Annotated in this window: 34 protein-coding genes; 8 read left to right on the top strand and 26 right to left on the bottom strand. The window is 64.3% G+C overall.

What is annotated here, in order from left to right:
* Positions 1-52 precede the first annotated feature (52 nt).
* The 4 genes from GJ698_RS17595 to GJ698_RS17580 all read right to left on the bottom strand — a co-directional run bounded on the left by GJ698_RS17595 (position 53) and on the right by GJ698_RS17580 (position 2,098).
* On the bottom strand, positions 53-274 hold the full coding sequence (locus tag GJ698_RS17595; RefSeq protein ID WP_090178885.1) for a TOBE domain-containing protein: 222 nt from the start codon (positions 272-274) through the stop codon (positions 53-55).
* Positions 275-370: 96 nt separating this feature from the next.
* A complete protein-coding gene (locus GJ698_RS17590) occupies positions 371-1,384 on the bottom strand; it encodes a sulfate ABC transporter substrate-binding protein (protein WP_154359161.1) in 1,014 nt (337 codons plus the stop codon).
* A gap of 97 nt (positions 1,385-1,481) precedes the next feature.
* On the bottom strand, positions 1,482-1,847 hold the full coding sequence (locus GJ698_RS17585; protein WP_154359160.1) for a type II toxin-antitoxin system HicB family antitoxin: 366 nt from the start codon (positions 1,845-1,847) through the stop codon (positions 1,482-1,484).
* The gene (locus tag GJ698_RS17580; RefSeq protein ID WP_154359159.1) at positions 1,844-2,098 is read right to left on the bottom strand and encodes a type II toxin-antitoxin system HicA family toxin; all 255 of its coding nucleotides are present in this window, start codon (positions 2,096-2,098) and stop codon (positions 1,844-1,846) included. The genes GJ698_RS17585 and GJ698_RS17580 overlap by 4 nt, the downstream gene beginning before the upstream one ends.
* A gap of 225 nt (positions 2,099-2,323) precedes the next feature.
* On the opposite strand from GJ698_RS17580, the gene GJ698_RS17575 reads away from it, so the two are divergent.
* Entirely contained in the window at positions 2,324-2,854 is a 531-nt protein-coding gene (locus tag GJ698_RS17575; protein WP_154359158.1) for a GNAT family N-acetyltransferase, read from the top strand.
* On the opposite strand, the gene GJ698_RS17570 is transcribed toward GJ698_RS17575, so the two are convergent.
* Entirely contained in the window at positions 2,851-3,657 is an 807-nt protein-coding gene (locus GJ698_RS17570; RefSeq protein ID WP_154359157.1) for a class II glutamine amidotransferase, read from the bottom strand. The genes GJ698_RS17575 and GJ698_RS17570 overlap by 4 nt on opposite strands.
* A 157-nt stretch (positions 3,658-3,814) precedes the next feature.
* Here GJ698_RS17570 and GJ698_RS17565 point away from each other — a divergent pair, with 157 nt between their 5' ends.
* The gene (locus GJ698_RS17565) at positions 3,815-4,636 is read left to right on the top strand and encodes an EAL domain-containing protein (RefSeq protein WP_154359156.1); all 822 of its coding nucleotides are present in this window, start codon (positions 3,815-3,817) and stop codon (positions 4,634-4,636) included.
* A gap of 13 nt (positions 4,637-4,649) precedes the next feature.
* Here GJ698_RS17565 and GJ698_RS17560 read toward each other — a convergent pair whose 3' ends face one another.
* Complete coding sequence (locus GJ698_RS17560) at positions 4,650-4,997, bottom strand: energy transducer TonB (RefSeq protein ID WP_154359155.1); 348 nt, start codon at positions 4,995-4,997, stop codon at positions 4,650-4,652.
* Positions 4,998-5,318: 321 nt separating this feature from the next.
* Here GJ698_RS17560 and GJ698_RS17555 point away from each other — a divergent pair, with 321 nt between their 5' ends.
* The 5 genes from GJ698_RS17555 (at position 5,319) to GJ698_RS17535 (ending at position 10,118) form a co-directional block, all read left to right on the top strand.
* Positions 5,319-6,002 carry a YcbK family protein gene (locus GJ698_RS17555; RefSeq protein ID WP_443090115.1) on the top strand — a complete coding sequence of 228 codons (684 nt, stop codon included), beginning with the start codon at positions 5,319-5,321 and terminating at the stop codon, positions 6,000-6,002.
* Between the two features lie 45 nt (positions 6,003-6,047).
* Positions 6,048-6,458 carry a hypothetical protein gene (locus GJ698_RS17550; RefSeq protein ID WP_154359154.1) on the top strand — a complete coding sequence of 137 codons (411 nt, stop codon included), beginning with the start codon at positions 6,048-6,050 and terminating at the stop codon, positions 6,456-6,458.
* Between the two features lie 23 nt (positions 6,459-6,481).
* Complete coding sequence (locus GJ698_RS17545) at positions 6,482-7,258, top strand: transporter substrate-binding domain-containing protein (protein ID WP_154359153.1); 777 nt, start codon at positions 6,482-6,484, stop codon at positions 7,256-7,258.
* Positions 7,259-7,261: 3 nt separating this feature from the next.
* Positions 7,262-7,924: an amino acid ABC transporter permease gene (locus GJ698_RS17540; protein WP_154359152.1), complete on the top strand. Its 663-nt coding sequence runs from the start codon at positions 7,262-7,264 to the stop codon at positions 7,922-7,924.
* Between the two features lie 61 nt (positions 7,925-7,985).
* Entirely contained in the window at positions 7,986-10,118 is a 2,133-nt protein-coding gene (locus GJ698_RS17535) for a putative bifunctional diguanylate cyclase/phosphodiesterase (RefSeq protein ID WP_154359151.1), read from the top strand.
* Here the strand turns inward: GJ698_RS17535 and GJ698_RS17530 are convergent.
* From GJ698_RS17530 to flgB, 12 genes are all read right to left on the bottom strand, one after another.
* Positions 10,112-11,158 carry a hypothetical protein gene (locus GJ698_RS17530; RefSeq protein ID WP_154359150.1) on the bottom strand — a complete coding sequence of 349 codons (1,047 nt, stop codon included), beginning with the start codon at positions 11,156-11,158 and terminating at the stop codon, positions 10,112-10,114. The two genes, GJ698_RS17535 and GJ698_RS17530, sit on opposite strands and share 7 nt — an antisense overlap.
* A gap of 20 nt (positions 11,159-11,178) precedes the next feature.
* Entirely contained in the window at positions 11,179-12,084 is a 906-nt protein-coding gene (gene flgL, locus GJ698_RS17525; RefSeq protein ID WP_154359149.1) for a flagellar hook-associated protein FlgL, read from the bottom strand.
* 11 nt (positions 12,085-12,095) lie between these two features.
* Positions 12,096-13,511, bottom strand: coding sequence for a flagellar hook-associated protein FlgK (gene flgK, locus GJ698_RS17520; protein WP_154359148.1), 1,416 nt, complete (start codon positions 13,509-13,511; stop codon positions 12,096-12,098).
* 93 nt (positions 13,512-13,604) lie between these two features.
* Entirely contained in the window at positions 13,605-14,069 is a 465-nt protein-coding gene (locus GJ698_RS17515) for a hypothetical protein (protein ID WP_154359147.1), read from the bottom strand.
* Positions 14,070-14,077: 8 nt separating this feature from the next.
* Complete coding sequence (locus tag GJ698_RS17510; protein ID WP_154359146.1) at positions 14,078-15,190, bottom strand: flagellar basal body P-ring protein FlgI; 1,113 nt, start codon at positions 15,188-15,190, stop codon at positions 14,078-14,080.
* Positions 15,191-15,216: 26 nt separating this feature from the next.
* Positions 15,217-15,894, bottom strand: a complete 678-nt coding sequence (gene flgH, locus GJ698_RS17505; protein ID WP_154359145.1) for a flagellar basal body L-ring protein FlgH — start codon at positions 15,892-15,894, stop codon at positions 15,217-15,219.
* The gene (gene flgG / locus GJ698_RS17500; RefSeq protein WP_208023842.1) at positions 15,894-16,685 is read right to left on the bottom strand and encodes a flagellar basal-body rod protein FlgG; all 792 of its coding nucleotides are present in this window, start codon (positions 16,683-16,685) and stop codon (positions 15,894-15,896) included. Before flgG ends, flgH begins: the two co-directional genes overlap by 1 nt.
* A 32-nt stretch (positions 16,686-16,717) precedes the next feature.
* Entirely contained in the window at positions 16,718-17,449 is a 732-nt protein-coding gene (locus tag GJ698_RS17495; protein ID WP_154359144.1) for a flagellar basal body rod protein FlgF, read from the bottom strand.
* A 22-nt stretch (positions 17,450-17,471) separates the two neighbouring features.
* Entirely contained in the window at positions 17,472-18,755 is a 1,284-nt protein-coding gene (locus GJ698_RS17490) for a flagellar hook protein FlgE (protein ID WP_154359143.1), read from the bottom strand.
* 12 nt (positions 18,756-18,767) lie between these two features.
* Positions 18,768-19,460 carry a flagellar hook capping FlgD N-terminal domain-containing protein gene (locus GJ698_RS17485; protein ID WP_154359142.1) on the bottom strand — a complete coding sequence of 231 codons (693 nt, stop codon included), beginning with the start codon at positions 19,458-19,460 and terminating at the stop codon, positions 18,768-18,770.
* 3 nt (positions 19,461-19,463) lie between these two features.
* Positions 19,464-19,886 carry a flagellar basal body rod protein FlgC gene (flgC, locus tag GJ698_RS17480; RefSeq protein ID WP_154359141.1) on the bottom strand — a complete coding sequence of 141 codons (423 nt, stop codon included), beginning with the start codon at positions 19,884-19,886 and terminating at the stop codon, positions 19,464-19,466.
* A gap of 25 nt (positions 19,887-19,911) precedes the next feature.
* The gene (gene flgB / locus GJ698_RS17475) at positions 19,912-20,274 is read right to left on the bottom strand and encodes a flagellar basal body rod protein FlgB (protein ID WP_154359140.1); all 363 of its coding nucleotides are present in this window, start codon (positions 20,272-20,274) and stop codon (positions 19,912-19,914) included.
* Positions 20,275-20,489: 215 nt separating this feature from the next.
* On the opposite strand from flgB, the gene flgA reads away from it, so the two are divergent.
* Positions 20,490-21,152: a flagellar basal body P-ring formation chaperone FlgA gene (gene flgA, locus GJ698_RS17470; protein ID WP_371865364.1), complete on the top strand. Its 663-nt coding sequence runs from the start codon at positions 20,490-20,492 to the stop codon at positions 21,150-21,152.
* Here flgA and GJ698_RS17465 read toward each other — a convergent pair.
* The 8 genes from GJ698_RS17465 to GJ698_RS17430 form a co-directional block, all read right to left on the bottom strand.
* Positions 21,133-21,885, bottom strand: coding sequence for a glucosaminidase domain-containing protein (locus GJ698_RS17465; protein WP_229260043.1), 753 nt, complete (start codon positions 21,883-21,885; stop codon positions 21,133-21,135). The two genes, flgA and GJ698_RS17465, sit on opposite strands and share 20 nt — an antisense overlap.
* A gap of 16 nt (positions 21,886-21,901) precedes the next feature.
* Complete coding sequence (flgN, locus tag GJ698_RS17460; protein ID WP_371865362.1) at positions 21,902-22,357, bottom strand: flagellar export chaperone FlgN; 456 nt, start codon at positions 22,355-22,357, stop codon at positions 21,902-21,904.
* Positions 22,354-22,629, bottom strand: coding sequence for a flagellar biosynthesis anti-sigma factor FlgM (locus GJ698_RS17455; RefSeq protein ID WP_154359137.1), 276 nt, complete (start codon positions 22,627-22,629; stop codon positions 22,354-22,356). The genes flgN and GJ698_RS17455 overlap by 4 nt, the downstream gene beginning before the upstream one ends.
* Positions 22,630-22,668: 39 nt before the next feature.
* Positions 22,669-23,679 carry a flagellar motor protein MotB gene (locus GJ698_RS17450; protein ID WP_371865360.1) on the bottom strand — a complete coding sequence of 337 codons (1,011 nt, stop codon included), beginning with the start codon at positions 23,677-23,679 and terminating at the stop codon, positions 22,669-22,671.
* Complete coding sequence (gene motA / locus GJ698_RS17445; RefSeq protein ID WP_154359136.1) at positions 23,663-24,580, bottom strand: flagellar motor stator protein MotA; 918 nt, start codon at positions 24,578-24,580, stop codon at positions 23,663-23,665. Before motA ends, GJ698_RS17450 begins: the two co-directional genes overlap by 17 nt.
* Before the next feature lie 55 nt (positions 24,581-24,635).
* Entirely contained in the window at positions 24,636-25,373 is a 738-nt protein-coding gene (locus GJ698_RS17440) for a FliA/WhiG family RNA polymerase sigma factor (protein ID WP_154359135.1), read from the bottom strand.
* A 31-nt stretch (positions 25,374-25,404) separates the two neighbouring features.
* Positions 25,405-25,899: a flagellar basal body-associated FliL family protein gene (locus tag GJ698_RS17435; RefSeq protein WP_154359134.1), complete on the bottom strand. Its 495-nt coding sequence runs from the start codon at positions 25,897-25,899 to the stop codon at positions 25,405-25,407.
* A gap of 8 nt (positions 25,900-25,907) precedes the next feature.
* Positions 25,908-26,551 (bottom strand): flagellar hook-length control protein FliK (locus GJ698_RS17430; protein WP_229260042.1); only part of this gene is annotated, 644 nt, incomplete at its 5' end.

The following is a 26,551-nucleotide window of genomic DNA, read 5'->3' as shown; positions in this document are numbered from 1 at the left end:
CTCAGGGCTTTTTTCCGTTTTACCGGCCGCGGCGGCAGCCGGGACGGGGAGATCAGTTGCCGATCTTGGCGATGGAGACCTCGGTCGACTTCACCAAGGCAATGACTTCGCTGCCGACTTTCAGGTCCAGGTCCTGGATGGAGCGCGAGGTGATCACCGAGGTGACGATGCCGTGCTGGGTTTCCACATCGACTTCCGAAACGACTGGGCCAAAGATGATTTCCTTGATCTTGCCCCGGAATTGATTGCGTACGTTAATTTCAGAAATGGCCATCGTGCTTCCTTTGTCTGGTTGATTTACTACGCTTCCAGATTACGGGGCCGGCGGCCATTTGCAAACGAATCTATCCGAATAATCTTATTTGCTCAGTTACTTCTGATAGATCTTGTCGAACTCGCCGCCGTCGTCAAAGTGCTTCTTCTGCGCCGCTTTCCAGCCGCCGAAGACGTCGTCGATGGTGAACAGGGTGACCTGGCGGAAGTTGGCGTTGTACTTCTTGAAGGCCTTTTCCGAGCGCGGACGCAGCGAGTGCTTGGCGATGATTTCCTGGCCTTCTTCGCTGTACAGGAAGTTGACGTAGCCGGTGGCCTGCTTGCGCAGGTTGCGCTTGTCGACCACCTTGTCGACCACGGCCACCGGCGATTCGGCCAGGATCGAGATCGAAGGGTAGACCACGTCGAACTTGTCGCCGAATTCCTCGCGCACCAGGTTCACTTCGTTTTCGAAGGTGACCAGCACGTCGCCGATTTCACGCTGGGTGAAGGTGGTGGTGGCGCCGCGGCCGCCGGCGTCCAGCACCGGCACGTTGTGGAAGATCTTGCCGACCAGGTCGCGCGCCTGCGCCTCATTGCCGCCTTTCTTGATCACCGAACCCCAGGCCGCCAGGTAGGTGTAGCGGCCGTTGCCCGAGGTCTTGGGATGCGGGATGATGACTTTCACGCCCGGCTTGGCCAGGTCGCCCCAGTCCTTGACCTGTTTCGGATTGCCTTTGCGCACCAGGAACACCATGGTCGAGTAGAACGGCGAGGCGTTGTTCGGGAATTTCTTGGCCCAGTCGGCCGCCACCACGCCGCGCTCGACCAGGATGTCGATGTCGTTGGCCTGATTCATGGTCACGATCGAGGCTTCCATGCCGTCCGCCACCGAGCGCGCCTGCTTGGACGAGCCGCCGTGCGACTGGTTGACGTCGACGGTCTCGCCGGTGGTTTTCTTCCACTGGGCGGTGAAGGCCGGATTGACTTCTTTAAACAGTTCGCGGGTAACGTCGTAGGCGGCGTTCAGCAGCACGGTATCGGCAGCTTGCGCGGCAGGCAGGCCAAACAGCGTGGCGGAGGCGGCCAGGAAGGAAGATAAAACGAAACGGCGCGTATTTTGAGTGGTCATAATGAGCTTTCGCGAGAAGTATTTTTCCATGGAGATATTCTCAATTATGCGGCTTTTAAGCTTGCTGCCTAATACTCATTTAATATATTCATATAACTCAGGCCGCAAGCGCATAAGAATTGTCATGTGCCGCGCGAAGCGACGTTTCAAGCAACTCAGTCATCCATTGATTCAAGCTCTTTCCGCTTGCTGCTGCGGCAAGCGCTGCAGCTTCATGTATTGCGGGCGGGACGCGGAGCACGAATTTCCCGGAGAAGTTCTTGAGCGGCTCGATGCCTTGTTCTTCGCAGGTTTTTAGGAACAAAGCGAGTGAAAGCGCGCCTTCCCGCTGCAGGCCGGCGACGTCGAGGGCGTAAAAATCAGCCCCGCCGTTGAGTCCAACGAACTCCCCCCGGAACATTTCAATTTCAGGATCAAAAACAATAACGGCCTGATGACCGTCGATTTTCATAACGTTGTTCATGGTTTTACTCCGTTTTCTTCAAGCCACTTCCGAATGGATGCCACTGCACCCTTGTCGATATCTGGAGATGGGTGAGGGCGGTGCAGAACCTTCACCTGCTCAAACAGCACGACAGCAACGCGCGAGCCTTCAGCTTCGATGATCTCGGCGCCCAAAGCTTCAAATAACGCGACAATATCAAGCCACTTCACGCCGGCAGGTGTGGGCCGGGAGAAAAGCAACTGCAACGTCTTTGCGTGTTTGGCTTTCATATGACGTATAGTACTATTTATTAGTACTGGTGTCCTGGGTGCCGCAGTACAGTGCGCTGTAGTGTAAAATTTCGTCCCGAAAAGATACGGATAAAACGCATATGGATTGCTGAAAACATTCGTGTGCAAAACTGGAGCAACCCTCTAGTCTGGCAGCATCCGACGGCCTTACCCGGCTTAGTGTATAGTCGTTCCCAGTACTAAAAGTAATGTTTGTGAGCGTACATGACTCTTGAAATTCGTATTGCTGCTTCGACGGATGCGGAGGCAGCGTGCACTGTATTGCGCCGTTCGATCAAGGAATGCTGTGAGCTGGATCATCAAAATGATCCCACCATCCTTGACGCCTGGCTAGGCAATAAAACTCCGCAGATGGTGGCCAACTGGTTTGCGTCGCCCACCAATTTTTCGCTGGTCGCAGTCAGTGAAGGCACGGTTGTCGGCGTCGCATTGCTGACCGGCGCCGGCAAGCTGGCGCTGTGCTATCTGCTGCCGGAAGCGCAGGGCAAGGGCGCCGGCAAGGCGTTGCTGAAGCGGATGGAGGAGCAGGCGTGCGACTGGGGCGTGAAGGCGCTGCAATTGCACAGCACCGCCACCGGCCAGCAGTTCTTCGCCCAGCGCGGCTACACCGACGCTGGCAAGGTGCGCTCGCCGTACGGTGTCGAGACGGTGTTGTTCTGGAAGCAACTGGACGAAGACGCCACCTGCCCGAATGCGCCCAAGCGCAAGCGTTTCTGCAACTGCAATACGGTTTAGTAGGCCACTTCCAGCGCCCATTCCTCGCGCGCTTCCCGCGCAGCTCCCACTTCCACACCGCCGGCGAACAGCTTCAGTTCGCCCGCCGCAAACCGCGTCCAGTGTTCGTTGGAGGTCAGCGGCTGCGTGGCGATCACAGCGATGCGGTCGTCCAGGTGGTTGTGGCGCCGGAAGTCGATGCTGAGGTCGCAATCGATGAGGTGGGCGACCGAGAACGGGTATTCGCGCACCACCACGTGCAGGTCGGTGCTGCAATGGGCGAACAGCAGGTCGCCGTTCGACAGGATGAAATTGAAGGTGCCGAAGCTGGCGATCTCGCCGGCCAGCGCTTCCAGCGCGGCAAACAGCTGGTGCCGCTGCGGCTGGCGCTCGAAGCGCAGCGCCAGGCCGGACAGCAGGTGGCAGAAGGCGCGCTCGCTGTCGGTGTCGCCCCACGGCGCGTACACGCTGGGATTCGGATCGAACAGCTTCAAGTCGCCATTGTGGGCGAACGACCAGGTCTGGCCCCACAGCTCGCGCGTGAACGGGTGGCTGTTTTCCAGCGATACGCGGCCCTGGGTGGCCTTGCGGATGTGCGCCACCACGCTGCGCGCCTTGATCGGGCTTTGCTTGAACTGCGCGGCCAGCGGCGAGTGGATCGACGGCAGGTAATCGGTGTACAGACGGCAGCCGGTGGGCGTGTGCAGGGCGATGCCCCAGCCGTCCTTGTGTTCGCCGGTACGGCCGCCGCGCTCGGAAAAGCCGGCAAAGGAGAAATCCACCGCAGCGGGTTTATGGCTGCTCATCGCGAGTAGTTGGCACATGAAGGTAACGGCTAAGTTAAACGACGACCTCACGATACCGGCCGCACTGCCGGGGCGGAAGGAATGTTTTGGCATATCCATAGGCGAAAGCATTCGTTCTGCTTTCCCGGGCGCGGGCATACGCTGTCGACATTCTCAGTACCCGTAGAGGAGTTCCATGTCGTTCCCCATCCTGCAAAAGTACCTGGCGCGTCTATCCGACGCCACCGGCGCTGCTTCCAGCATCTGGCTCGATCACGAGGGCAAGGCGCAAGGGCGGTTTTTCAATTGCACCATGAGCAGCGCGTTCCAGCCGATCCGCCAGCTGGACAGCCAGGCCGTGCAGGCGTACGAAGGGTTGGCGCGCAGCGTGTCGGCGCAGGATCTGGGCCTGTCGCTATGGAAGCTGCTCGACCACGCCGCCAGCGACGACGAGTCGATCGAGCTGGACCGGCTGTGCCGCATGCTGCATGCCATTAATTTCTTCCGCCAGGCCGGCGACTCGGCGGCGGACCTGTACCTGAACGTGCACGACCGGCTGTTGAGCGCGGTCAGCAGCAACCATGGCCATGCCTTTCGTCGCATTCTCGATGCGCTGGAGTTGCCGGTGGAGCGCGTGGTGCTGCAATTGCCGGCGGCGACGCCGCAGCAGGGCTGGCTGTTGAATTATGTATCGGACAACTACCGGCGCAACGGCTTCCGCTTTGCGGTCAATGTGAACAGTGCAAGGGATGGCCTGGCTGTGCTGGATCGGCTGCGGCCGGACGTGTTCAAGCTGGACGCGCGCGAATTGCAGGATCAGAAGGGATTAACGGAGTTGTTGCAACGCAGTGCCGCCGCCAGGGTGGCAGTGGTGTTCAAGCGGGTGGAAACGGAGCAGCACCTGACGGCCTTGCGCGAACTTGGCGCGGCCGCAGGTGTGTTGTTACTCGTGCAGGGCTACTTGCTGGATGAACCGCGCTCGGTGTTGCTGGGGGAACCGGCGCGGCGCGCTGCATGAACTGCATGCTGGATTAGTTCAGAACCCAGTTGTATTGCACTTGTGCCCAGACTGGCTCGGCGCCGCTGGTGGCTGGCTTGAATTTGCAAGCGGTGCTGGCGTGCAGCGAAGCGCGGTCCAGGGCAACGTGGCCGCTCGACGAAATCACTTTGGTGTCCTTGACATTGCCTTGGGCATCGACCAGCACGGCCAGTTTGACGTTGCCTTGCAGTTCGTCGTCTTGCCACGAATTGCGGTAGGCTGGCACGTCGCACTCGGCGTTGGCCAGGCGGGTTGGGGCAGCGGCGGTAGCGGCGCTGGCTTGGTTCGACAGGGTCGACAGGGAAATCAGGGCGAGGGCGGCGATAGAACGGATGATCATGGTAGGCTCCAGGTAATTAGTTCGATGGAAAAACACATCAGGTACGGCTGAACTATACTGCGGCGCACAATATATGAATACTTTATTGTTGGAATGCCTGCCATTAGTAGGTTGTATAACTCTGTAGTAAAATTTCTTCCCGATACGCAATATTTATATCACTCATGCAGCTGAATCATTTCTTAAGCGTAAGTTAGGAGCGTTTGTGTTTCCCTCGGCATAGGCTATAGTAACAATATTGCTTTTCACGGATAGACTATGGCATCGCGCAGAGCTTTCTTACAGCAGGGGTTCGGGCTGACCGCTGCGAGTTTTTTGTCTGTGCCGTTGATCGGTTGTGCTTCCAGCACGCCGGTGCGGCATAGCAGCACGACCTCCTCTTCGACCGCTTCCGCCAAGCCGGTCGTCAAACCTGCGGCGCCGATGCCGCGCGCCGCCGATCAGCCGGCGCCGTCCGGCATCGGCATGAGCGGCACGGAACCGCCTCCCGATATCTTCGACGCCCAGGCGCTGGACCTGGAGTTCTGGCTGCGTCCGCGCACCATCGAAGTGATACGCCCGGCCAGCAAGGAGCGCGCCAAGCTGCTCTACTGGAAGGACGGCGAGATCATCGAATCGGCCTACCAGGACTTGTGCCACCTGCTGCGCGACGTCAACGGCGGCAACGAGACCCGCACCATCGATCCCAAGCTGTTCGAAACGCTGTGGGGCACGCAGGCCTTCGTGCAGCGCTACGGCATCGATTCGCCGCTGGAGATCCTGTCGGGCTACCGCACGCCGGCCTCCAACGCCAAGCTGCGCGAAGCCGGCGTGCCGGCCGCGCGCCAGTCGCTGCACATGGTGGGCCGCGCCGCCGACATCCGTCTCGCCAACCTGAATTCCGAGGTGCTGGGCGGGCTGGTGAAGAGCTTCCGCCAGGGCGGCGTCGGCTTCTATTACCGCGCCGGTCCGCGCGGCGGATGGATCCACGCCGACACCGGCCTGCAACGCACCTGGAAGGGTTGACCCCGGATCGGCTACACTGGCGGTTTGGCAGTCAACAGGATTACTATGCAGGACAATAACGAGCCGCCACGCTTCCGCCCGGTGCCGTGGAGCGGGCTGGAAACGCCCGCCGACGTCGAGCTGTGGATCGAGGAGCACAACCAGGCTCTGCAACAGCACATCGGCAAGCACGAGACCGGCTACGGCGTCTGCTTCACGCTGGCCGAGGGCGGCGAGATCTATCTGCAGACCACGCAGGACGGCCACATCGTGCTCGACCTGACGGAAGAGGCGGAATGGATCGCGCCGCTGATCATGGCCGCCGCGCGCGTGCAGGAAGCGCCGCCGGGCCGCATGTGGGTGCTGCCGGATGATAAGCTGGTGCAGTTGATGATAGGCCTGAGTGGTTTGATCGCCAGTTCCATCCTGGTCGTGGGCCACAATTTTGGCCTGCGTCGTCGTATGGGCGCCTGGTAGGCGCCCGCCATTAAAGGAATTCCATGCTGAAACGTGAATTTATGCTGGCGCTGGCGGTGCTCAGCCTCGCACTCCCGGCCTCGGCGGCCGACCTGCTGGCCACCGTCAAGGCGCGCGGCACGCTCAAGGTGGCGCTCGAAGGCACTTACCCGCCGTTCAACTATAAAGAGAAGAACGGCGAACTTGCCGGCTACGACGTCGATGTCGCCAAGCTGCTGGGCAGCAGGCTGGGCCTGAAGGTGGAGTTCGTCAGCAGCGAGTGGGCCAGCATCCTGGCCGGGCTGGCCTCGAACAAATACGATGTGATCGTGTCGCAGGTCGGCATCAATCCGAAGCGCGAGCAGGCGTTCGATTTCTCCACGCCGTACATTTATTCGATGCCGCAACTGATCGTGCGCAACAACGAGACCGCCGTCTACAAATCGCTGGCCGACCTCAAGGGCAAGAAGCTCGGCGTCGGGCAGGGCAGCGTCTACGAGCAGCAGGCCAAGGCGGTGCCGGGCATCGAGATCCGCAGCTATGCGGCGGCGCCGGAGACCATGTCGGACTTGGCTTCCGGCCGCATCGACGCGGCGCTCAACGACAGCCTGATGTCGGCCTACCTGCTGAAGATCTCCAAGCTGCCGATCAAGGCCGGCGCCCAGGTCGGCGCGGTCGAGCGCATGGGCATTCCGTTCAAGAAGGGCAATCCTGAATTCAAGCAGGCGCTGAACAAGGCGCTGGCCGACGCCGCCGCCGACGGCAGCCTGAAAGCCATTTCGCTGAAGTGGTTCGGCACCGACGTCAGCAAGGCGCCGTAAGCGATGGAGTTGCTGGACCTGCTGCGCGAAGCCGCGCCCATCATGCTGCGCGGCGCCGGCTACACGGTGCTGTTCGCGCTGGCCGCTATGGTCGGCGGGCTGCTGATCGGCTTCCCGGTGGCGGTGCTGCGCATGCTGCCCTACCGGCTGCTGGCGTGGCCGGCCAATGTGTATGTCAGCCTGATGCGCGGCACGCCGCTGCTGGTGCAGATGTTCGTCATCTACTACGGCCTGCCCAGCATCGGCATCGAGTTCACGCCGGTGACGGCGGGCATCCTGGCGCTGAGTCTGAACTCGGGCGCCTTCCTGTCCGAAAGTCTGCGCGGCGCCATCGCCTCGATCAGCCTGGGCCAGTGGAACGCCAGCTACAGCCTGGGCCTGGGCTACTGGAGCACGCTGTACCACGTGGTGCTGCCGCAGGCGCTGCGGGTGGCGGTGCCGGCCATGAGCAATACGCTGATCAGCCTGATCAAGGACACCTCGCTGGTGTCGGTCATCACGCTGACCGAGCTGATGTTGTCGACCAAGGAAGTGATCGCCACCACCTTCCAGCCGCTGCCGCTGTACCTGGCCGCCGCCGCCATCTATTGGCTGCTCAGCCTGCTGTTCGAGGCGCTGCAACGGCGCGCGGAACAACGTTTGAACCGCGCGCACCGCTCCCGATAAGCGGTACGCTCGACATCCCCGTGCCGTGATGTTAGTCTAAAGACATCAACGAAGGGGGTGTATGGATAAGACTATGCACGCTGAGATGCCCGGCCTGCCGGCGTTTGCCGAACCGGCCGCGATGGCGACCTTTGCCACCGGGGCCGCCAGCCTGGCCGAGCCATCCTGGTTCAATGATATCTACCTGCTGGCGCCGGTCGGCTATTTTGTGCTGGCCTTCGACACCACCATCCTGCAGATGAACGTGGTGGGCGCCGACCTGCTGGGGCTGGCGCGGGCCAATCCGGAGCGGGCCACGCTGCGCCAGTTCGTGGCGCCGCGCTTCCTCGACGATTTCGACCATTTGCTGCGGCGCGCCGTCAACAGCACCGATCCCGAGCAGTGCGACCTGCAGCTGCTGCGCAGCCGCAACCAGCAGGGCTTCCCGGTGACGCTGCGCGCCAGCGCCGACAGCAGCGGCCAGGGCGTGCGCGTGGTGCTGGAGCCGGCCGAGGGCAAGCTGGCGGCGCTGGAGCGCAGCGAAGAGCGCTTCCGCCGCATCGTCCACAACGCCGAGGAGGGCATCTGGGAAATCGACGCCGCCGCCCGCACCAGCTTCGTCAACCCGAAGATGGCGCGCATGCTGGGCTACGCCATCGAGGAGATGCTGGACCAGCCGCTGATCGCCTTCATGGACGAGGAGGGCCGCGCCATCCTCGAACGCAATATCGCGCGCCGCCAGCGCGGCCTGGCCGAGCGCCATGAATTCAAGTTCCTGCGCAAGGACGGCGCCGACCTGTGGGCCACGCTGGTCACCAATCCGATCTTCGACGGCGACGGCGTGTACCGCGGCGCGCTGGCGCTGGTCAGCGACATCACCGACAGCCGCGCCTCGGCCGAACTGGTCTGGCAGCAAGCCAATTTCGACGCGCTGACGGCGCTGCCCAACCGCCATATGTTCCACGACCGCCTGAACCAGGAACTGAAGAAGGCGCAGCGCGAGGGCCAGCTGCTGGCGCTGCTGTTCATCGACCTGGACGGCTTCAAGGACGTCAACGACACGCTGGGCCACGCCCATGGCGACGGCCTGCTGGTGGAGGCGGCGCGCCGCATCGGCCTGTGCGTGCGCGGCGCCGACACGGTGGCGCGCCTGGGCGGTGACGAGTTCACCGTCATCCTGTCCGGGCTGGAGCAGGCGAGCTGTGTCGACCGCATCGCCCAGGGCATCGTGACGCAGCTGAGCCGGCCGTTTGCGCTGGGCGTGGCGCAGCCGTCGATTTCGGCCAGCATCGGCATCGCGCTGTATCCGGCCGACGCCGCCACGCCGGAAGCGCTGCTGCACGTGGCCGACCAGGCCATGTATGCGGCCAAGCAGGGCGGCCGCAACCGCTACAGCTATTTCACGCCGGACTTGCAGCTGGCGGCACAGGCGCGCCAGCAGGTGACGCTGGACCTGCGCTCGGCGCTGCCGCTGCAGCAGTTCGAGCTGCACTACCAGCCCATCGTCAATCTGCGCACCGGCAAGATCGAGCGCGCCGAAGCCTTGCTGCGCTGGCGCCACCCGCAGCGCGGCCTGCTGGCGCCGGCCGAGTTCCTGCCGTTTGCCGAATCCGGCGGCATGATGCTGCAGATCGGCGACTGGGTGTTCCGCCAGGCCGCACAGCAGGCTCGGCAGTGGCAGGACGAGCTCGGCAAAGGCTTCCAGGTCAGCATCAACCAGTCGGCGGCGCAGCTGCGCGGCGATACCGCGCTGTACGTCGAATGGCTGCGGCACACGGCCAGCCTGGGGCTGGCGCCGCGCAGCATCGTGCTGGAGATCACCGAGAACGTGCTGATGGACGGCGCCGCGCGCGCCGCCGAGCGCCTGCGCGACCTGCGCGAGATGGGCTTGCAGGTGGCGCTGGACAACTTCGGCACCGGCTACTCGTCGCTGTCGCACCTCAAGCATTTCGGCATCGACCTGCTCAAGCTGGACCACAGTTTCATTCAGTACCTGGCCAACGACAGCGGCGACCTGGCGATGTGCGAGGCGCTGATCGCCATGGCCCACCGGCTGGGGCTGCGGGTGGTGGCGGAGGGCGTGGAAACGGCGGCGCAAAGCGGCCTGCTGGCGATGGCCGGCTGCGATTATGCCCAGGGATATGTGTTTGCCGGCGCACTGCCGGCCGCGGAACTGACCGCGCTGGCGCAGCGCGGCCTGCCCTTACTTCATTGACGCAGACTCAGCAGCGAGAGCACGCGCTCGCGGCTGATGCCGGCCAGTGCCGACGTCAGCGACAGCAGCGACTTGTAGCCGGGCTGTTTGGTGGTGGTGACAAAGGCTTGCGCCACCTGGTCCATGCCGCTCTTGGTGGTGGCCGGGGCGGCGTTCTGCACGCGGGCGGCGACCTGGGCCAGCGCCTGGCGCACCGAGGAGATCGACTGTTCCACCTTCGACAGCGCCTGCAGCACCTGGGTCAGGGTGGCGCGGATCGCATCGCTGTCATTGGTCTGCCAGGTGTCCGGATCGACCTGCGGCGCTTCGGCTTCGGCCTTGACGCGGTTCAGCTGGCCGGAAGCGAAGCGGATGCCGCCGCCCTGTACGGCGATGGTGTCGCGCACCTGCGCCCACTGGGCTTCGCTGGTGGAAAACTCCAGCTGGCCGTCGTCGCTGATTTGCGCCCGCACGCCGGTCGGCGCCAGCGCTTCATTGAAACGCTGCGTGATCTGTTCGTCGCTCAGGCCCGGCTCCAGCACCACCGACCGCACGTTCTGGCCGCCGCCGACCGACATTGCCAGCACTTCGCGGGCGCCGCTGCGCAGGTTGCTGAAATTCATGCCGCGTACGGTGAAGGTGGTGGTGCTGCCCTTGGCGCTGAAGTTCAGCTGGGCGTCCAGCGTGCCGCCGGACGCGCTGCTGCGGCTGCGCCAGCTGTTGCTGAACTGGCGCACGCGCGCCTCCAGTGTGCCGTCGGTGCGCTGGCGGTTGGCCAGGCGTGCGCTGAGATCGGTTTTCAGGTTGCGTAATTGCGCGGCGCTCTGCTCCAGGAAGTCGAGCGCCTGCTGGGCGCTGGAGATATCGCCCTGCAGCGGCTGGTCCCAGTTGCTCAGGCCGCGACGCAGCGGCGCCGCCGAAGTGGGCGTCGGCGTGACCGGCGTGGCGGTGGCGGCGTTTTCGCCGTTCAGCCCGAGCGAGGTGCCGTCCACCGCTGCCGCGTTGCCGGCATTGGCGCCCGGAACGATGGGCTGGGGGATGGCGCTGGACGATATTTGCATACGCTAAAAGAGTAACGAAATTACAGAATGTTGAACAGCGACAGATTGCTGATCTTCGAATACGCCTTGTACGACGCTTGCAACGCCAGGTTGTAGCCGTTCATTTCAATCGTGGCCTCGCCCATGTCCAGCGAACCCAGGTCGAGGATCGCGGTCTGGTTCGACAGGCTGACGTTGGCATGGTTGCCGTCCAGCGTGTCCATGACGTTTTGCGCGCCGCCGAAACTGGCGATCTTGCCGGAGATTAGGGTCAGGGCGTTGGTGGCGCCATCCATATTGGCGGTCAGCGCGGCCTTCACCGCCGGGTCGCCCGCCGAGACGCCAGGTTGCGACAGCGCGGTGATGGTGTCGTCCATCTGATTCAGCAGATCGTCCAGGCCCTTGACGTCGACATTGATGGTCTGGTTGATGCCGTTGCCGACCACCGATTGCTGCTGGTCGGTATTCCCGGTGAAGGTGTACTTGGGCACGCCGGCCGGATCGTAGCTGATCGCCGGCGTGCCGGTGGCGGTGCCGGAGAACAGGTAGTTGCCTTCCTGGTCCTTCTGGTTGGCGCTGTACATCAGGCTGTCGCGCAGCGACGTCATGGTGGTGACCATGGCCTTCAGGTCGTCACCGGTGTTGCTGCCGTCGGACGCCCACACCAGCAGGTCGTGGCTCTGGGTGATGTCGTTGACCATGCTTTGCAGATAGGTCTCGTTGGACGACAGGCGGATCTTGATGGAGGAGATGTTGTCGCGGTACTGGCCGACAATCGCTTCCTCGCGCGCCAGGCGCGACAGGCGGACCGAGGTCACCGGGTCGTCGGACGGCACCTGGATTTTCTTCTGGCTGGCGATCTGCGCGGTCAGCGACGCGATGGCGCTCTGATTATCCTGCAGGGCGCGGTTCATGGTTGCCTGGAACTGGCTGGTGGCGATACGCATTCAGGCTCTCCTTAACCGAACATTTGCAACGTGGCGTCGAACAGGGTGTTGGCAACCGCAATCACCTTCATGTTCGCCTGGTACATATTCTGGAATTCCACCAGGTTGATGCCTTCCTCGTCGGAGTTCACCGCGCTGGTCGATTTCCAGTCGTCTTCCGACTGCGAGCGGATGGTGGTGGCGGTGGCCAGCTGGGCCTGGTTTTGCTGGCTGATGATGCCCAGCTCGCCGACGATCTGGGTGTCGGCGTCGCCCAGCTGCACGTCGCTGGTCACGCCGCTCAGCGAGGTCAGCTGGATGTTCTGGCCCTTGACAGCCACCAGGTTCTGCAGGTTGCCGCTGTCGCCCGGCTGGCCATTGCTGGAAAACGCCAGGTCGGACGTCTTGAAGCCGGTGGCGACTTGCAGCAGGCCGGTGGCGCTGGCCGGATTGTATTCGAGCAAGGCAATGCCTGGATCGCCCTGGTCGCCCGGGATGGCAGGATTGGCGTTGCCCTTGTAGCCAGCCATCAGCGCGGTATTGATCTTGTCCGCCATTTGCTCGGCGATCTGCTTGATCGACGCCTGCAGCGGGGCCAGGGTGTTCTGGCGGAAGTCGCCGAGGCCGCCGAGCTGGCCGCCGACCTTGCTGTCATCGAGCGTGAACTTGATGTTGGAATAGTTCAGCGTCAAGCTTGCCGGGGCGCTGCTGCCGGCATTCACGTAAGACAGGCTCGAGGCGGTGTCGTTGACCACCAGCGGCTCGCCGCTCTTCAGCGAGACGTTGACGCTGCCGTTCGGGTTGTACACGACTTCGACGCCGACCTGCTGCGCCACGCTGTCGATCAGCTGTTCGCGCTTGTCCATCAGCGCCGAGGTGTTGGTGCCGGCGCCGGTGGTCGACACGATCTGCTTGTTGAGCGCGGCGATGCCGGCCAGCGACTCGTTGAGCGACGGCAGGATCGAGGCCTGCTGCTGCTGGACCGAGATCGCCTGGTTGGCGGTCAGGTTGTAGATCGAATTGATCTGCTGCGACATCGAGTCGGCGGTGGTGATCACCTGCTGGCGCAGCGGCGTCGAGGTCGGGTCGACGCTGGCCGCGTTCAGGGCCTTGAAAAAATTGTCGATGCCGTAACTGATGCTGGACTTGTCGTCGCTCATCACCGTTTCCAGCGAGGTCAGGTAAGGCTGCACTTGCGAGCGCACGCCGACCGCCGAGTTGGCGCGCCACATCTGCTGCAACTGGTAGGAATCGCTGAAACGCAACAAAGAACCCACTTGTACACCGTTGCCGGCGGACAGCTGGCCCGGATCGGACGCGGTCGCCTGCAGCAGCACGCCCTGGCGCGTATAGCCCTTGGTTTGCTGGTTGGCGAGATTCTGGCTGACGGTGTTCAGTGCAGCCTGGGCGGCCAGGGCGCCCGACAGTGCGTTGTAAGTGATGGTCATGAAGCGGGTCTTTTCCTGGTGAAGTCCGAAGGTCCGGCGCAACGCTGCGCAATGCTGGCGGTCGCTGGTCCGATATCAATACTGGGCGACCGTTTATTGCTGCTGATTAAGTGGAACGCTTAAAATTTGCGAATCGGAAACTTTTTCCGCCGCCTGCGCCGGCACCGGCTGGGCCGCCTGCGCCGGCACCGGCTGGGCCGGCTGCTGCGGCAGCAGCTGGCGCAGGATGGCGTCGGCCACGCCGAAGGCGCGCTTGCCGGCCAGCTGGTCGGCCACCAGGTTGTCGGCCATGTCCAGCATGTCCTGGTTGATGCGGTCCTTGGACGGGCTGTCGTCGGCCGCCAGGGCGCGGGTGCCGTCGCGCATCTGGTGCAGCATGTGGCCGATGAAGAAGCTTTCAAACTTGACCGCCGCCTCGGTGGCCTTGGCGCGGTAGACCGGATCGACGGTGTCGCCTTCCTGCGCCGCGACCGGCGCCACGGCGGTGCTGCTCAGCTGGCCGGCGGTGCCGTTGGCCAGCAGGCGCGAGGGATCGAAGCTTTTGTTGGTGAAGTCCATGCCCATCCTTAAATGACAACCAGTTCGCCTTCGATGGCGCCGGCCTGGTCAAGCGCCTGCAGGATCGCCATGATATCGTCCGGCGTCGCGCCCAGGCTGTTGACCACGTCGATGATCGATTGCAGCTTGGCGCCGGCCGGCCATTTGAACATCTGCGCCGGCCCCTGGTCGGCCGTGACCTGCGACTGCGGCGACGACACGGTGCTGCCGCCGGCCAGCGCGTTCGGCTGGCTGACCTTGGTCGATTCGGAAATCACCACCTTCAGCGAGCCGTGGGTGACGGCGGCGGCGCGCACGCGCAGGCCTTCGGCGATCACCACGGTGCCGGTGCGCGAGTTGAACACTACTTTCGGCGCATCTTCGCCGACGTCGACGCTCATCGCTTCCAGCTTGGCCATGAAGGCCACGCGCTGGGTCGGATTGCCCGGCGCCACGACGTCGACGCTGGTGGCGTCGCTGGCGGTGGCGATGTCGCCGAAGCGCTTGTTGATCGAGTTGACGATGTTGATCGCGGTTTCAAAATGCGGATGGCGCAGCGACAGGCGCACCGTCGGCTTGCTGGCGAAATCGGTGCCGATCTCGCGCTCGATGTTGGCGCCGCTCGGAATGCGGCCCGAGGTCGGGGTGTTGACGGTGATCGAAGAGCCGGACTTGCCCTGGGCGCTGAAGCCGCCCACCACCACGTTGCCTTGCGCCAGCGCATAGGTTTCGCCGTCGGCCGCGCGCAGCGGGGTCAGCAGCAGGGCGCCGCCGCGCAGGCTCTTGGCGTCGCCCATCGAGGACACCACCACGTCGATGCTCTGGCCCTTGCGGTAGCCGGGCGGGAACACCGCCGACACCATCACGGTGGCGACGTTTTTCGACTTGGCGTCGGTGCCGTCCGGCACCTTGACGCCGAACTGCTTGAGCATATTGATCACGGACTGGCTGGAGAACTTGACCTGGGTCGAGTCGCCGCTGCCGTTCAGGCCGACCACCAGGCCGTAGCCGACCAGCGGATTGTCACGCACGCCCTCGATGGCGACCAGGTTGCGCAGCGCTTGCGCGGCCTGGGCCGGCAGGGTGGCGCCCAGGGCCAGGCTCAGGGCCAGCGGCAGCGCGATAAGCTTGCGGAAATTCATGGGATCACCCGTCTTTCAAGTAAAACTCAGAACGGCATCAAAGGGCCGTTGAAGAAGCGCGACAGCCAACCCGGCTGCTGGGTTTCGGCCAGCGTGCCTTGCGCCGAATAGGCGATGCGGGCATTGGCGATGCGTTGCGACGACACCTGGTTGTCGGCGTCGATATCGGCGGCGCGCAGGTAGCCGCGCAGGCGCACGAATTCCTCGCCGTTGTTCAGGGTCAGGGTTTTTTCGCCGGAAATGCGCAGCAGGCCGTTCGGCAGCACTTCCTGCACGATCACGGTGATGGCGCCGGTCAGGGCGTTCTGCTGGGTGCTGGTGGCGTCGCCGGCAAAGGTGTTGGAGGCGCCCAGGCCGACCGCGGCCTTGCCGAAGGTCTTGCCCAACAAATTCGGGGCGTTGATGTTGTCGGCCGACTGCTTGGAATAGCTGGTGCCGGCCTTCTTGCTGGCCTGGGTGGTTTCCAGCAGGTTGACGGTGACCACGTCGCCGATGCGGAAGGCGCGGCTGTCCGAGGTCAGCGATAGGCCGACGTCGGTGCTGAACACGCCGCCCGAGACGCCGCGCGGGCCGGTGTTGCGCGCCACCGGCGGCGGTTCGTCGGCCGGGCCGGGACGCACCGCGGGCGGCTGCAGCTGGGCGCAACCGGCCAGGGCCAGGGCGGCCAGCAACAGGAAGGACGGTGCGCGCAGTGCGGGTTTCATCAGCGTGCCGCCGCCGACAGGTACTGCAGCATGTTGTCGGCTGCCGACAGTACCTTGGTGTTCATCTCGTAGGTGCGCTGGGCGGCGATCATGTCGACCATCTCCTCGACCACCTGGACGTTCGAGCCTTCCAGCGTGCCCTGCTTGATCTTGCCCCACTGGGCGGTGCCCGGCTGGCCTTCGGTCGGCGTGCCCGACGACGGCGTTTCGGCAAACAGGTTCTCACCCAGGGCCAGCAGGCCGGTCGGGTTGATGAACGAGGTAAGCGTCAGCTGGCCCAGCACCTGCGGCGTGACGTTGTCGGCGATCTTGGCCGACACGGTGCCGTCTTCGGCGATGGTGATGGCGGTGGCGTTGGCCGGCACGGTGATCTGCGGGATCAGCGGCAGGCCGCCGGCGTTGACCAGGATGCCGTTGGCGTCGACCTGCAGCTGGCCGGCGCGGGTGTAGGCGGTTTCGCCGTTCGGCTGGCGCACCGACAGGAAGCCGTTGCCCATCACCGAGATGTCGAGGTCGCGACTGGTGGTTTGCAGGATGCCCTGGGTGAACACCTTCTGGGTGCCGACCAGATGCACGCCGTTACCCAGCTGCACGCCGGACGGCGCCAGCGTGTTGTTGTCGGCGCGCTGCGCGCCCGGCTGCGCTTCGACCGAGTAGAACAGGTCTTCGAACACGGCGCGGTCGCGCTTGAAGCCGACCGTGTTGGCATTGGCCAGATTGTTGGCGATGGTCTGCAGCTTCAGGTCTTGCGCCTGGACGCCGGTTTTGCTGATCCACATTGCTGGATTCATGATTTCTCCCTGGTGGTATGTGGTGGTCCGGCTTAGCTGCCGCTGATCAGGCGGTTGCCCGACTGGGTCATGGAATCGGTGGCGGTAAACAATTTCATCTGGACTTCAAACGTGCGGTTCAGGCTCATGGTGGCGACCATTTCCTCGACCGCCGAGACGTTGCTGCCTTCCAGGTGGCCGGAACGCACCACCACGGTTGGATCGGTGGCCAGCGGCGCGCCGTCGCGCGCGACCAGCAGGCCGGCCTCGTTCTTGGTCAGTTCCGAGCCTTCGGCCTTGACCATGCGCAGCTTGTCGATGGTCTGCATGATGGTGGTGCCGGGCGCCTGGATCGAGATGGTGCCGTCGTTGCCGATGTCGATGCGGGTGTACTCCGGCAGCGTGATCGGGCCGCCTTCGCCCAGCACCACGTTGCCGTTGATGCGCAGCGTGCCGTTTTCATCGAGCACCATGTTGCCGGCGCGGGTGTAGGCTTCGCCGCCGGCGGCGGTTTGCACGGTCAGGAAGCCGGCGCCGGCCACGGCCACATCGAGCTCGCGCCCGGTGCTTTTCATGGCGCCCGGCTTGGTCGACACGCTGTTGGCCTGCAGCTGCGACATGTGGCGGTCGTCGTAGCCGTAGCCGTTGACGGCTTGCGCCGCCGACAGTTCCATATTGGCGCGGAAGCCGCCGGTGTCGATGTTGGCCAGGTTGTTGGCGTGCACCTGTTGCCCGCGCAGGGCCCGTTCGGCCCCGCTCATGGCGGTGTAGATCAGCGCGTCCATTCTTTGTCCTTGCCCTTAGTCCTTAGATCGCCTGCATCAGCGATTGCAGCATGGTGCTCTCGGTCTGGATGACTTTCGAGTTGGCCTGGTAGTTACGCTGCGAGGTCATCAGGCCGACCAGCTCCGAGGTGATGTCGACGTTGGACTGCTCCAGCGTGGCCACGTTGATCTGGCCGTTGACGCCGACGCCGACCAGGTCGGTGTTGGCGTTGCCGGAGGCGGCCGAGGCTTCCCAACTGGTGTCGCTGACCTGGGTCAGGCCGCCTTCATTTGCGAACGAGGCCAGCACGACCTTGCCCACGGTCTGAGTCTGGCCGTTGGTGTACTTGGCGATCACCGAACCGTCGCTGCCCAGCGACACGCCGGAGAAGCTGCCGGCCGAATAGCCGTCGTCCGGGGTGTTGGAGGCAACCGAGGTTTCGCCGGAGAAGAAGGTGGTGCCGGTGTAGTTGACCACCACCGTGGCGTTCATGTTGGCGCCGTTGGTGAATTTCGGCCACAAGGTCGCGTCGGTGGTGTCGGGGAGCAGTGCAGCCATGTCCAGTGTGTTGACCGTCTTGTCAGAATCGGTGTCGGGGTTCAGCTGGCCGTTGGTGGTGTTGAAGGTCAGGTCTTTCTCGGCGCCATCAAGGCCATTGCCGTCCAGCGCATAGCTGACGCGGACGGTGGCGACGCCGCCGGTCGAGCCGGTCATGGTGAAATACTGGGTCAGCACGTGCTGGGTGCCGAGGCTGTCGTACAGATTGGTGGTCTTGAAGGTGTTGTAGGTGGTTGCGTCCGGCGGCGAGCTGGGCGTGACCGTACCCATCGCCGGCGGCGTCTTGACGGCCCAGTCGGCCGACAGGTTGCCGACGTAGGTGGCGCTCTTGGTGATCTGCGCCGGAATCGCGCCCACCGGAATCTTCAGATCGCCCTCGGCGCCTGGCTCGGTGGCTGGCGGCGTGATGGTCTTGCCCTGTACGCGGCGGCCGGAGGCGTCCACCAGGTAGCCGTCCAGCGAGGTGTCGAAGATGCCGACGCGGGTGTATTGCAGCGAATTGTCGGCAGCGCGGGTGACGAAGAAGCCGCGGCCGCTGATCGAGGCGTCCAGCGCGCGGCCGGTGTTCAGGATGCCGCCCGACAGGCCGATGTTCTGCGTCGTCGAACCGACCGTCACGCCGTTCAGCTGGCTACCCGCCACCAGCGTGGCGAAGTTGGCGCGGTTGGCCTTGTAGCCATAGGTGCCGGCGTTGGCGATGTTGTGGCTGGTGACGTCCAGCGATTCGTTGATGGCCTGGATGCCAGACAATGCGATATCGAAACTCATGATGGATTTTCCTTAGAGAGTAGACTGGGTGGCGGATGCAGAGGCGGTCGCTGGACCGTTGAAACCGGTGATGGCGGTGGTGCTGGTCTCGCCGATGTTGGCGACGTTCAGCACCACGCTGCCGGTGGCGCCCAGGCGCACGCTGTTCAGACGGCCCTGGATGTCGATGGTCGGATTGCTGGAGGTGCTGGTAACCACCTTCATCGTGTACGTGCCTTCCGCCAGACCCAGCTTGGCCGGATCGATGGTGAAGGCCACCGTGCCCGGCGCCTGCACGCCGAGGTTGATCGTGTGTTCGACGCCGTCGCTGCCGGTCAGCACCACGCTGGTGGCGCTGCTGGAGGCGTCCAGCGTGGTCTGGCCGCTGACCTTGGTGGTGCCGTCCAGCTGGACGGTGGTGGTCTCGGCCATCACGTTGGAGCCGACCTGCGCGCCCAGCGACAGCACCTGCATGCTCTGCAGGATGCTGGAGTTGGCGCTGGTCAGGTTCGACAGGTTCTGCAGCGTTTCGGTCTGCGACAGCTGGGTCAGCTGCTGGACGAACTGGGCCGGATCGGTCGGCGACAGCGGGTCCTGGTTCTGGATCTGCGCCACCAGCAATTTGGTGAACATGTCCGACGCCTGGCTGGCGCTGTTGCCGGTGATGCTGGTGCCGGACGAGGCCGAGTTGCTGGTACTGCTGTTGTTGAGGAGACTGACAGTCATGGCTTAGCCTTCACCGAGTTTAAGGAGGGATTGCTGCATCGTGCGGATGCGGCCGAGAACTTCAACATTGGTCTCGAAGGCGCGCGAGGCCGACATCATGTCGGTCATCTCGGCCACCTGGTTGACGTTGGGGTAGAACACCATGCCGTCGGCATTCGCCATCGGGTTGCCCGGCTCGTAGACCTGGCGTAGCGGCTCGGCCGACTCGACCACGTCGAGCACCTGCACCTTGCCGCCGGCGCTGGCCATGCCGTCCGGGCTGTCGCCCATGACGGCGGCAAACACCGGCTTGCGCGCGCGGTAGGTGTCGGCTTCGGTGCCGGCCACCGAATCGGCATTGGCCAGGTTACTGGCGATGGTGTTGAGACGCACGGACTGGGCCGCCATGGCCGATCCGGCAATCTCCGAAATAGTCTTGAACGACATGCGCTGCTCCTGGGTTGCTGCGGGCTTACTGGCCAGCAATGGCCTTGGCCAGCCCCTTGAACTTCATGTTGGCGAAGGTCAGGCTGGTCTGGAAATCGGTGGCGTTCTGCGAGAAGGCGGCTTGCTCGACGCCGATCTCGACGGTGTTGCCGTCACGGGTAGGGTGGTAGGGCACGCGGTACATCAGCGCGCTGTCGCCGCCGTCGCCGATGTCGCCGTTGCCCTCGGCCTGGACGTTGGCCAGGGTGGCGGCAAAGTCCATGTCCTGGGCCTGGAAACCGGGCGTGTTTTCGTTGGCGATATTGGCGGCCAGGATGCGCGTACGGTCGGCGCGCAAGGCCAGCGCGTCGGCGTGGACGCCCGCTGCATCTTTGAAGTTAATGCCCATCTTCTTCCCCTGTGGTGACATGGCGGTAAAACGCGTCGGCATGAGTGACAACCGCTACGTCCCATGTAGAATGGCGGCCGAGCCCCGCTGGGGCGACCGCTTCCGGCATCATAGTAGAGGTATTGCTCATGTTCAACAAATCTATTGTAACTGTTTCGGCCGGGATGTTGCTGGTTTGCATTCCATTTTCTTCAGCAATTTCTGCCGGCGCGCCGGTGGCGGCGGAACAGGTGCCGGCGCTGGTCGAACGGGCGGCGCAGCAGCATGTGGAACGCTGGGCTGCGGCGACCGGCCTGAGCGAGCCGCAATTCACGGTCACGGTGGTGCCGGGCACGCGCGCGCTGTCGGCCTGCAACCAAGGCGTGACGGTGCAGGCGGCCGACACGCGGCTGCCGAGCCGGATGCGCTTCATCGCTGTCTGCGCCGGCGCCGGCGGCTGGCGGTACGAGTTCATCGTGCGCGCCCAGGTCTCGGCGCGGATTGCCGTGATGGCAAATGACTTGCCAGCAGGAAAAGTGCTGGCAGATGAAGATGTGTTGCTGGAGCGCCACGATATCGCGGCCATCGCCGACGCCGTCGCCGATCCGCAGGACGCGGTCGGCATGAGCGCCAAGCGCGCGCTGCGCGCCGGCGAGGTGGTGCGCAAGACGCTGCTGGCGGCGCCGACCCTGATCAAGCGCGGCGAGCCGGTGCGCATCGTCGCGCGCCGCGACGAAATCGAGGTCAGCATGGGCGGCGAGGCGATGGACGCCGGCGCGCGCGGCGACACGGTGCGCGTGCGCAACGCCAACGGCACGGTGATCCGCGCCCGGGTGACCGGCGCAGGTACGGTGGAACCTGTCGCAGCGCCGGTCACGGCTAATTCTCCGTCGGAGTAGGGCTGAGGCGCCCGCCGCGCTGCAATTGCGCGGCTACCTTGCTCAGCTTGTCTGCATAATTCGGATCGGTGGCATAGCCGGCCTTGGCCAGGCCGCTGGCGAAGGCGCGGGCATCGCTGCCGGTGTTGAGGGCGGACGCGTAGCGCGGGTTGCTGGTCAGCAGCTGGGCGTAGTCGCGGAAGGCGCTGGCGGTGTCGGGATAGCTGCGGAAGCGCTCGGTCTTCTTGAGCAGCGCGCCATGTTCGAATTCGGTGGTGCTGGCGACAGCGACCTCGCCCTGCCAGCCGGCGCCGGCCTTGACGCCGAACAGGTTGTTGGCGCTGGCGGCGCCGTTCTTCAGCGGCTGCTGGCCCCAGCCCGATTCCAGCGCCGCGTGGGCCGCCACCAGTTCCGGCGACACACCCAGCTTGTCGGCGGTTTCCTGCGCCCACGGCTGGATCGCGGCCAGGAATTGCTGCTGGGTGTCGCTGTCGACGCCGCCGCTATCGTCGGCGATGGCGCCGGTGGCGCGGTTGCGCAGCGCCATCGCCTGCAGGCTCATCGCCTGCGAGGAAGGCGCGGCATCGCTGTGGAAGCCGCCGTCGCCCTTGGCGATGTAGGCGGCCACGTCGTTCTGGACTTGCGCGAAGGCGCTGTTGAAGGCGCCGGCAGGCGCAAAACCGCCCATGGCCGCGGTGGGGCGGCTGGCGGTCATGTTCGATACGGTGGCGGCAGTGGGTGCGGTGGCTTGCATCGCAGTGCTCATCCCACTAAGCTGGCGCATAGATCTGCTCCTCGCCATGCAGCACGCGCTGCATGATGGTGTATTGCTCGGCCAGCAAGTCGCCGTTGCGCTTGCTGAGTCGCTTGCACTCGATCACCGCCTGTTCCAGCGATGCCCAGTCAGCTTCCATTTTCTCCCGCGCCGTACTTTTCAGCAAGGCAAAAGCTTGCGCCATATTGCCAGTTTCACCAACTAAACGTTGTACCAGCGCCACGCGCTCGGCGCGCCGTTGCTGCATGGCGTCAACTTGCGTCTCGATAGCCTCGGCGGCGGCGGCCAGTTCGCTGGCCTTGTGGCGCAGCGCGGCGCGGAACTGGTCGCGCAGCAGCACTTGCAGCTCGGCGTAGGCTTGCAGGTCGGCGCCGATGCCGGCCAGCAGCGCGCGCATGGCGTCCTGGCGCGGCATGGCGGCGATGGCGCCGGGATTGCTGACATGACTCACGGTTCGCTCCCGTGGAAACGCTGGATCAGGCCGGCCAGCTTGGCCGGGTCGAACGGCAGCTCGCCCTTGGCCAGCGCGTCGCGCAGCATGTCGATCTTTTCCTGGTCGATTTCCGGCATGTCGCGCATGGCGGCCAGCGCCGGTTGCATCACGGACGATTGCAGCGGCGCCTGGGCCGGCGCCGGGGCGATGGCGTCGGCGGCGTCCACCGGGGCGCTGTCGGCCACGCGCTGGACGGCCAGGCCGTCCGGGGTCGATGTCGGGATTCTCATGCGGCTGCCTCTTGTTGGCTTGGTTTCCATACGTCTGTCTTATTTGTTGCGGCGCGGATCACGCAGCGGCGTGTCGCCCTGGCCGCTGAGCTGGCTGCGCAGCTTCTGCAGCAAGGTCGCGTCCGGCAGGGCGGTGTCGACGTCGTGGATCAGGGCGGCGCTGTTTTCCGGCACACCGAACATGGCGGCGATGGTCTTGGCCTGGGCGGTGGTCAGAATCAGCAGTTCGATGCGGCGGTTGACGCCGGCGTCGGCGCGCTTGGTGTCGAGCGGCGCGCGGTCGGCCATGCCCACCACCTGCAGCACCGATTCCGGATTCATGGTGCCGGCCAGCAGCTGGGCGCGCGCCGACATGGCGCGGTTGGCCGACAGCGTCCAGTTGGAGAAGGCGGCGTAGCTGGTGTCGGCGTACTGCAGCGAATCGGTGTGGCCGACGATCAGCATCTGGTTTTCCATCTCGCGGAACAGCGGCCCCATCTTGCGCAGCAGGGCGCGGAACTTGTCGGTCGGCACGGCGCTGCCGCGCACGAACATGCCCTGACGGTCGGTGTCGTGCATCATCACGCGCAGGCCGTAGGGCGTGATCACCGCCTCCAGGTTGGAGGTCAGGCCGTAGTCGGCGCTCATCTTGGTCAGCGCCTTGGATAGCGCGGCCAGGTCTTCCGGACTGTCGTAGCGGACCTTGGACGACGGCTCGGTCGGGGTGTCGGTCTGCTCGGACTGGGCCTTCTGCTTGCCCTCGGTTTCGCTGCTGCCGGTGTGCGGCATCGGGAAACGGTCGATCAGGCTGCCGCGCGGGCCGCCGACCTGCTCCGGCATGACGCCCTTGCCCTGGTCGGTCTTGGCGCCGTCGGCCTCGGTCAGGATCTGCTCCAGCGACTCGGTGTTGCGCGCCGCCATCAGCCACAGCACCAGGAACAAGCACATCAGCGCGAGACAGAAGTCGGCGAACGCTACCTTCCAGGCGCCGCCGTGGTCGTCGTGCTTGTGCTTGCCGCCACCGCGCTTGACGATGGTCTGGTCATGCGCTTTGTCATGCGGCTTTAGCACCACGTCCTCCGCGACCAGAGTTATCCGAAGCACCGCTGTCGTTGCCCTCCAGATCGTTGATCCAGCGTTCCAGCTGGGCGAAGCTCGGCTTGATGTTCAGCTGCACCAGGCGGCGGCCGGCGTCGATTGCCAGCAGCGGCGGTTTGCCGGCCACGTGGGTCACCAGCACCACCTTGACGGTTTCCTTGTTGGCCGCCTCGGAATTGACCAGCTGCTTCATCATGTTGCACAGCGGGTCGATCAGGCCGTAGCAGAAGAAAATACCGATGAAGGTGCCGACCATGGCCGCGCCCACGTGCTCGGCGATCTCGCCCGAGGTCGCGCCTTCGCTGACGGTGTTCATGGTGATCACGATACCCAGCACGGCGGCCAGAATACCGAAGCCCGGCATCGCCTCGCCGATCTTGCCGAGCGACTTGGCCGGCTGTTCCAGCTCGGTGTGGATGGCTTCCAGTTCCTGCTCCAGCACGCCTTCGAGCTCGTGCGCGTTGATCTTGCCCATCGCCATCAGGCGGAAGTTGTCGACGATAAAGGCCAGCAGTTTCGGCTCGTCCAGCACGCGCGGATAGCGCTGGAACAGCGGGCTGTCCTTCGGCGCCTCGACGTGGGCGTCGAGCGCCTTCAGGCCGCCGGCCGCCAGTTGCAGCAGTTCGTACATCAGCAGCAGCAGCTGACGCTGGAATTCCGAGTCGTATTTTTTCTTGGTGATGATCTTCTTGATCTGCGTGCCCAGTTCCTTGAGCACGTGACCAGGGTTGCCGATCACCAGCGCGCCCATGCCGGAACCGGCAATCACGATCAGCTCGATCGGCTGCCAGATCTGGTGGAAGGCGCCGCCCATCATGAAGAAGCCGCCGAAGACGCTGCCTAAAACTATGAGTATGCCGACTATTTGCTGCATGATGATTCGCCTTTCCGCGTCATTTTTCTAATCCCTGAATGCGCCGCGCCGCTGCCTAGGCGCTTTGCAGTACTGCCTTCATCTTGTTCAGCGCCGCCTTGTTGAGCTGACAGACGCGGGCGTCGGTCAGGTCCAGCACGGCGGCGATTTCCTTGTAGCTCAGCTCGAACTCGTAATACATCTGCACCACCCGCTGTTCGCGCTCGTCGAGGCCGCGCAGCGCCTGTTCCAGGCTGCGCCGCACCACCAGCTGGTCTTCCGGGCTGGGCGCGGTGTCGTGGCTCATGCTCTCCTGCAGGATCTCGTCGAAGCTGGCGATCAGCTCGGCGTTCTCGTCCAGCAGGTAGGCCTGGTAGGCTTCCGGCGTCAGCGCCAGGCCGCTCATGATTTCCTGCTCGCTGGGTTCATGGCCCAGCTTGCGGGTGAGGGCGCGCACGGCGTCGCGCAGCTTGTGGCTTTGCTGGCGCACCGCGCGCGGCCGCCAGTCCTGGCGCCGCAGCTCGTCGAGGATGGCGCCGCGGATGCGCAGGCTGGCGTAGCTGCCGAAGGCGGCGTCCGGCTCGCCGTAGCGACGCAACGCTTCCAGCAGGCCCATCAGGCCGATCTGTTCCATGTCGTCGCGGTCGATGGCGCCGGCGATCTGCGAATTGAGCTGTCGGACGATGCGCTTGACCAGCGGCGCATACGCCAGCAGATGCTTCTGCTCGTCGGCCACGCTGTGCGTGAACGGCGTGGCGCCGTTCACGCCGTAACCTTCGGCATAAGTATCTGCAAATTCCTCTACGTATCCCATGCCCGCTCCACTCGTGTTCATGCTCTGCGGCTTACTCGATGATGAGCTTGCCAATCATGACTTCGTCAAACGGTTTCTCGCGGCCTTCTTCCTCGAACTGGTGGTCGAAGGCCTTGTTCAGTTCCGCGGCGAACTGGTCGATCGTCATCACGCGCGCGCTGGCCATCGGCAGGCCGGACAAGGTTTTCACGGCAACGCTGCGCAGCATCGGCAGGTTTTCCTTGGTTTCCTTTTCACGCTTGGCGTCGGTGCTGACCACCAGGTCGGCCGACAGATAATGCGTGACGCTTTCGTCCGGCTGGTGCTTGAGCATCACCACCACCTTGTCGACCGTCAGGTACTTGGGCGGTTCGCCCGGTTTCTTTTCCTTTTTCTCTTCCTTCTTGGCCGGCTTTTTCTTCGGGTCCTTGCTGTCGGCCGCTGCTTCGTCACCGCCTTTCGACATATACCAGACTGCTCCGCCGGCCACTGCGGCGCCCACAACGACGGCCAGTACCACGGCGATGATGACTTTCATATTCTTCATTGTGCAGATTACTCCCCGGTCATGGCAAAGGTGGCGGTGCTGTCATCTTCGGACAGGGCGCGGCCCGGCGAGCGGCCATCGTTCTGGTCGCGCTGCTGACCGTTACGGCCGCCCTGGTCGGCCTGCGCCTGGGCGCGCGACGACGACACGGTGACGGCGACGTCGGTGAACTGCTTGGTCGACAGGTCCTGGCGCACGCTGTCGCCGATGGTGTTGAGCTGACGTACCACTTCGCTGTTGCTGGCCGACAGGTTGACCTGCAGCGCGCCGGCGCTGTGGCGGATCGAGATCTCGATGCTGCCCATGTTGGGCGGTTCCAGGCGGATGACGGCCTGGTCGCTGTTGCGCTGCAGCTGCAGTTGCAGGCGGTCGCCCAGCGCTTCGCGCAGCGGCTGCTGCCATTGCTCCGGCGAACCGGCCAGCTTGACGGTGGCGCTGGCCTGGCCGACGGCCGGCGCCGCGCTCTGGCTGACGTTGATGCTGTTGACCGAGGTGGCGGCGGCGTTCAGGGTGTTCTTGCCGTCGTCGGCCGAGGCGGCGTTGACGCTGGCGGCCAGCGGCGCGGCAGCGGCGCTGCTGCGCGTGCTGGCGTCGGCGGCCTGCGGCGCCACGCGGGCGAGGTTGGCATAGGCTTCCGGCAGCGCGGCGCTGG

It is taken from the genome of Duganella aquatilis, assembly GCF_009674565.1.
GTDB classification, from domain to species: domain Bacteria; phylum Pseudomonadota; class Gammaproteobacteria; order Burkholderiales; family Burkholderiaceae_D; genus Rugamonas; species Rugamonas aquatilis.
Note: the sequence above shows the minus strand (reverse complement) of the source record. Positions and strands in the feature narration are given on the sequence as shown.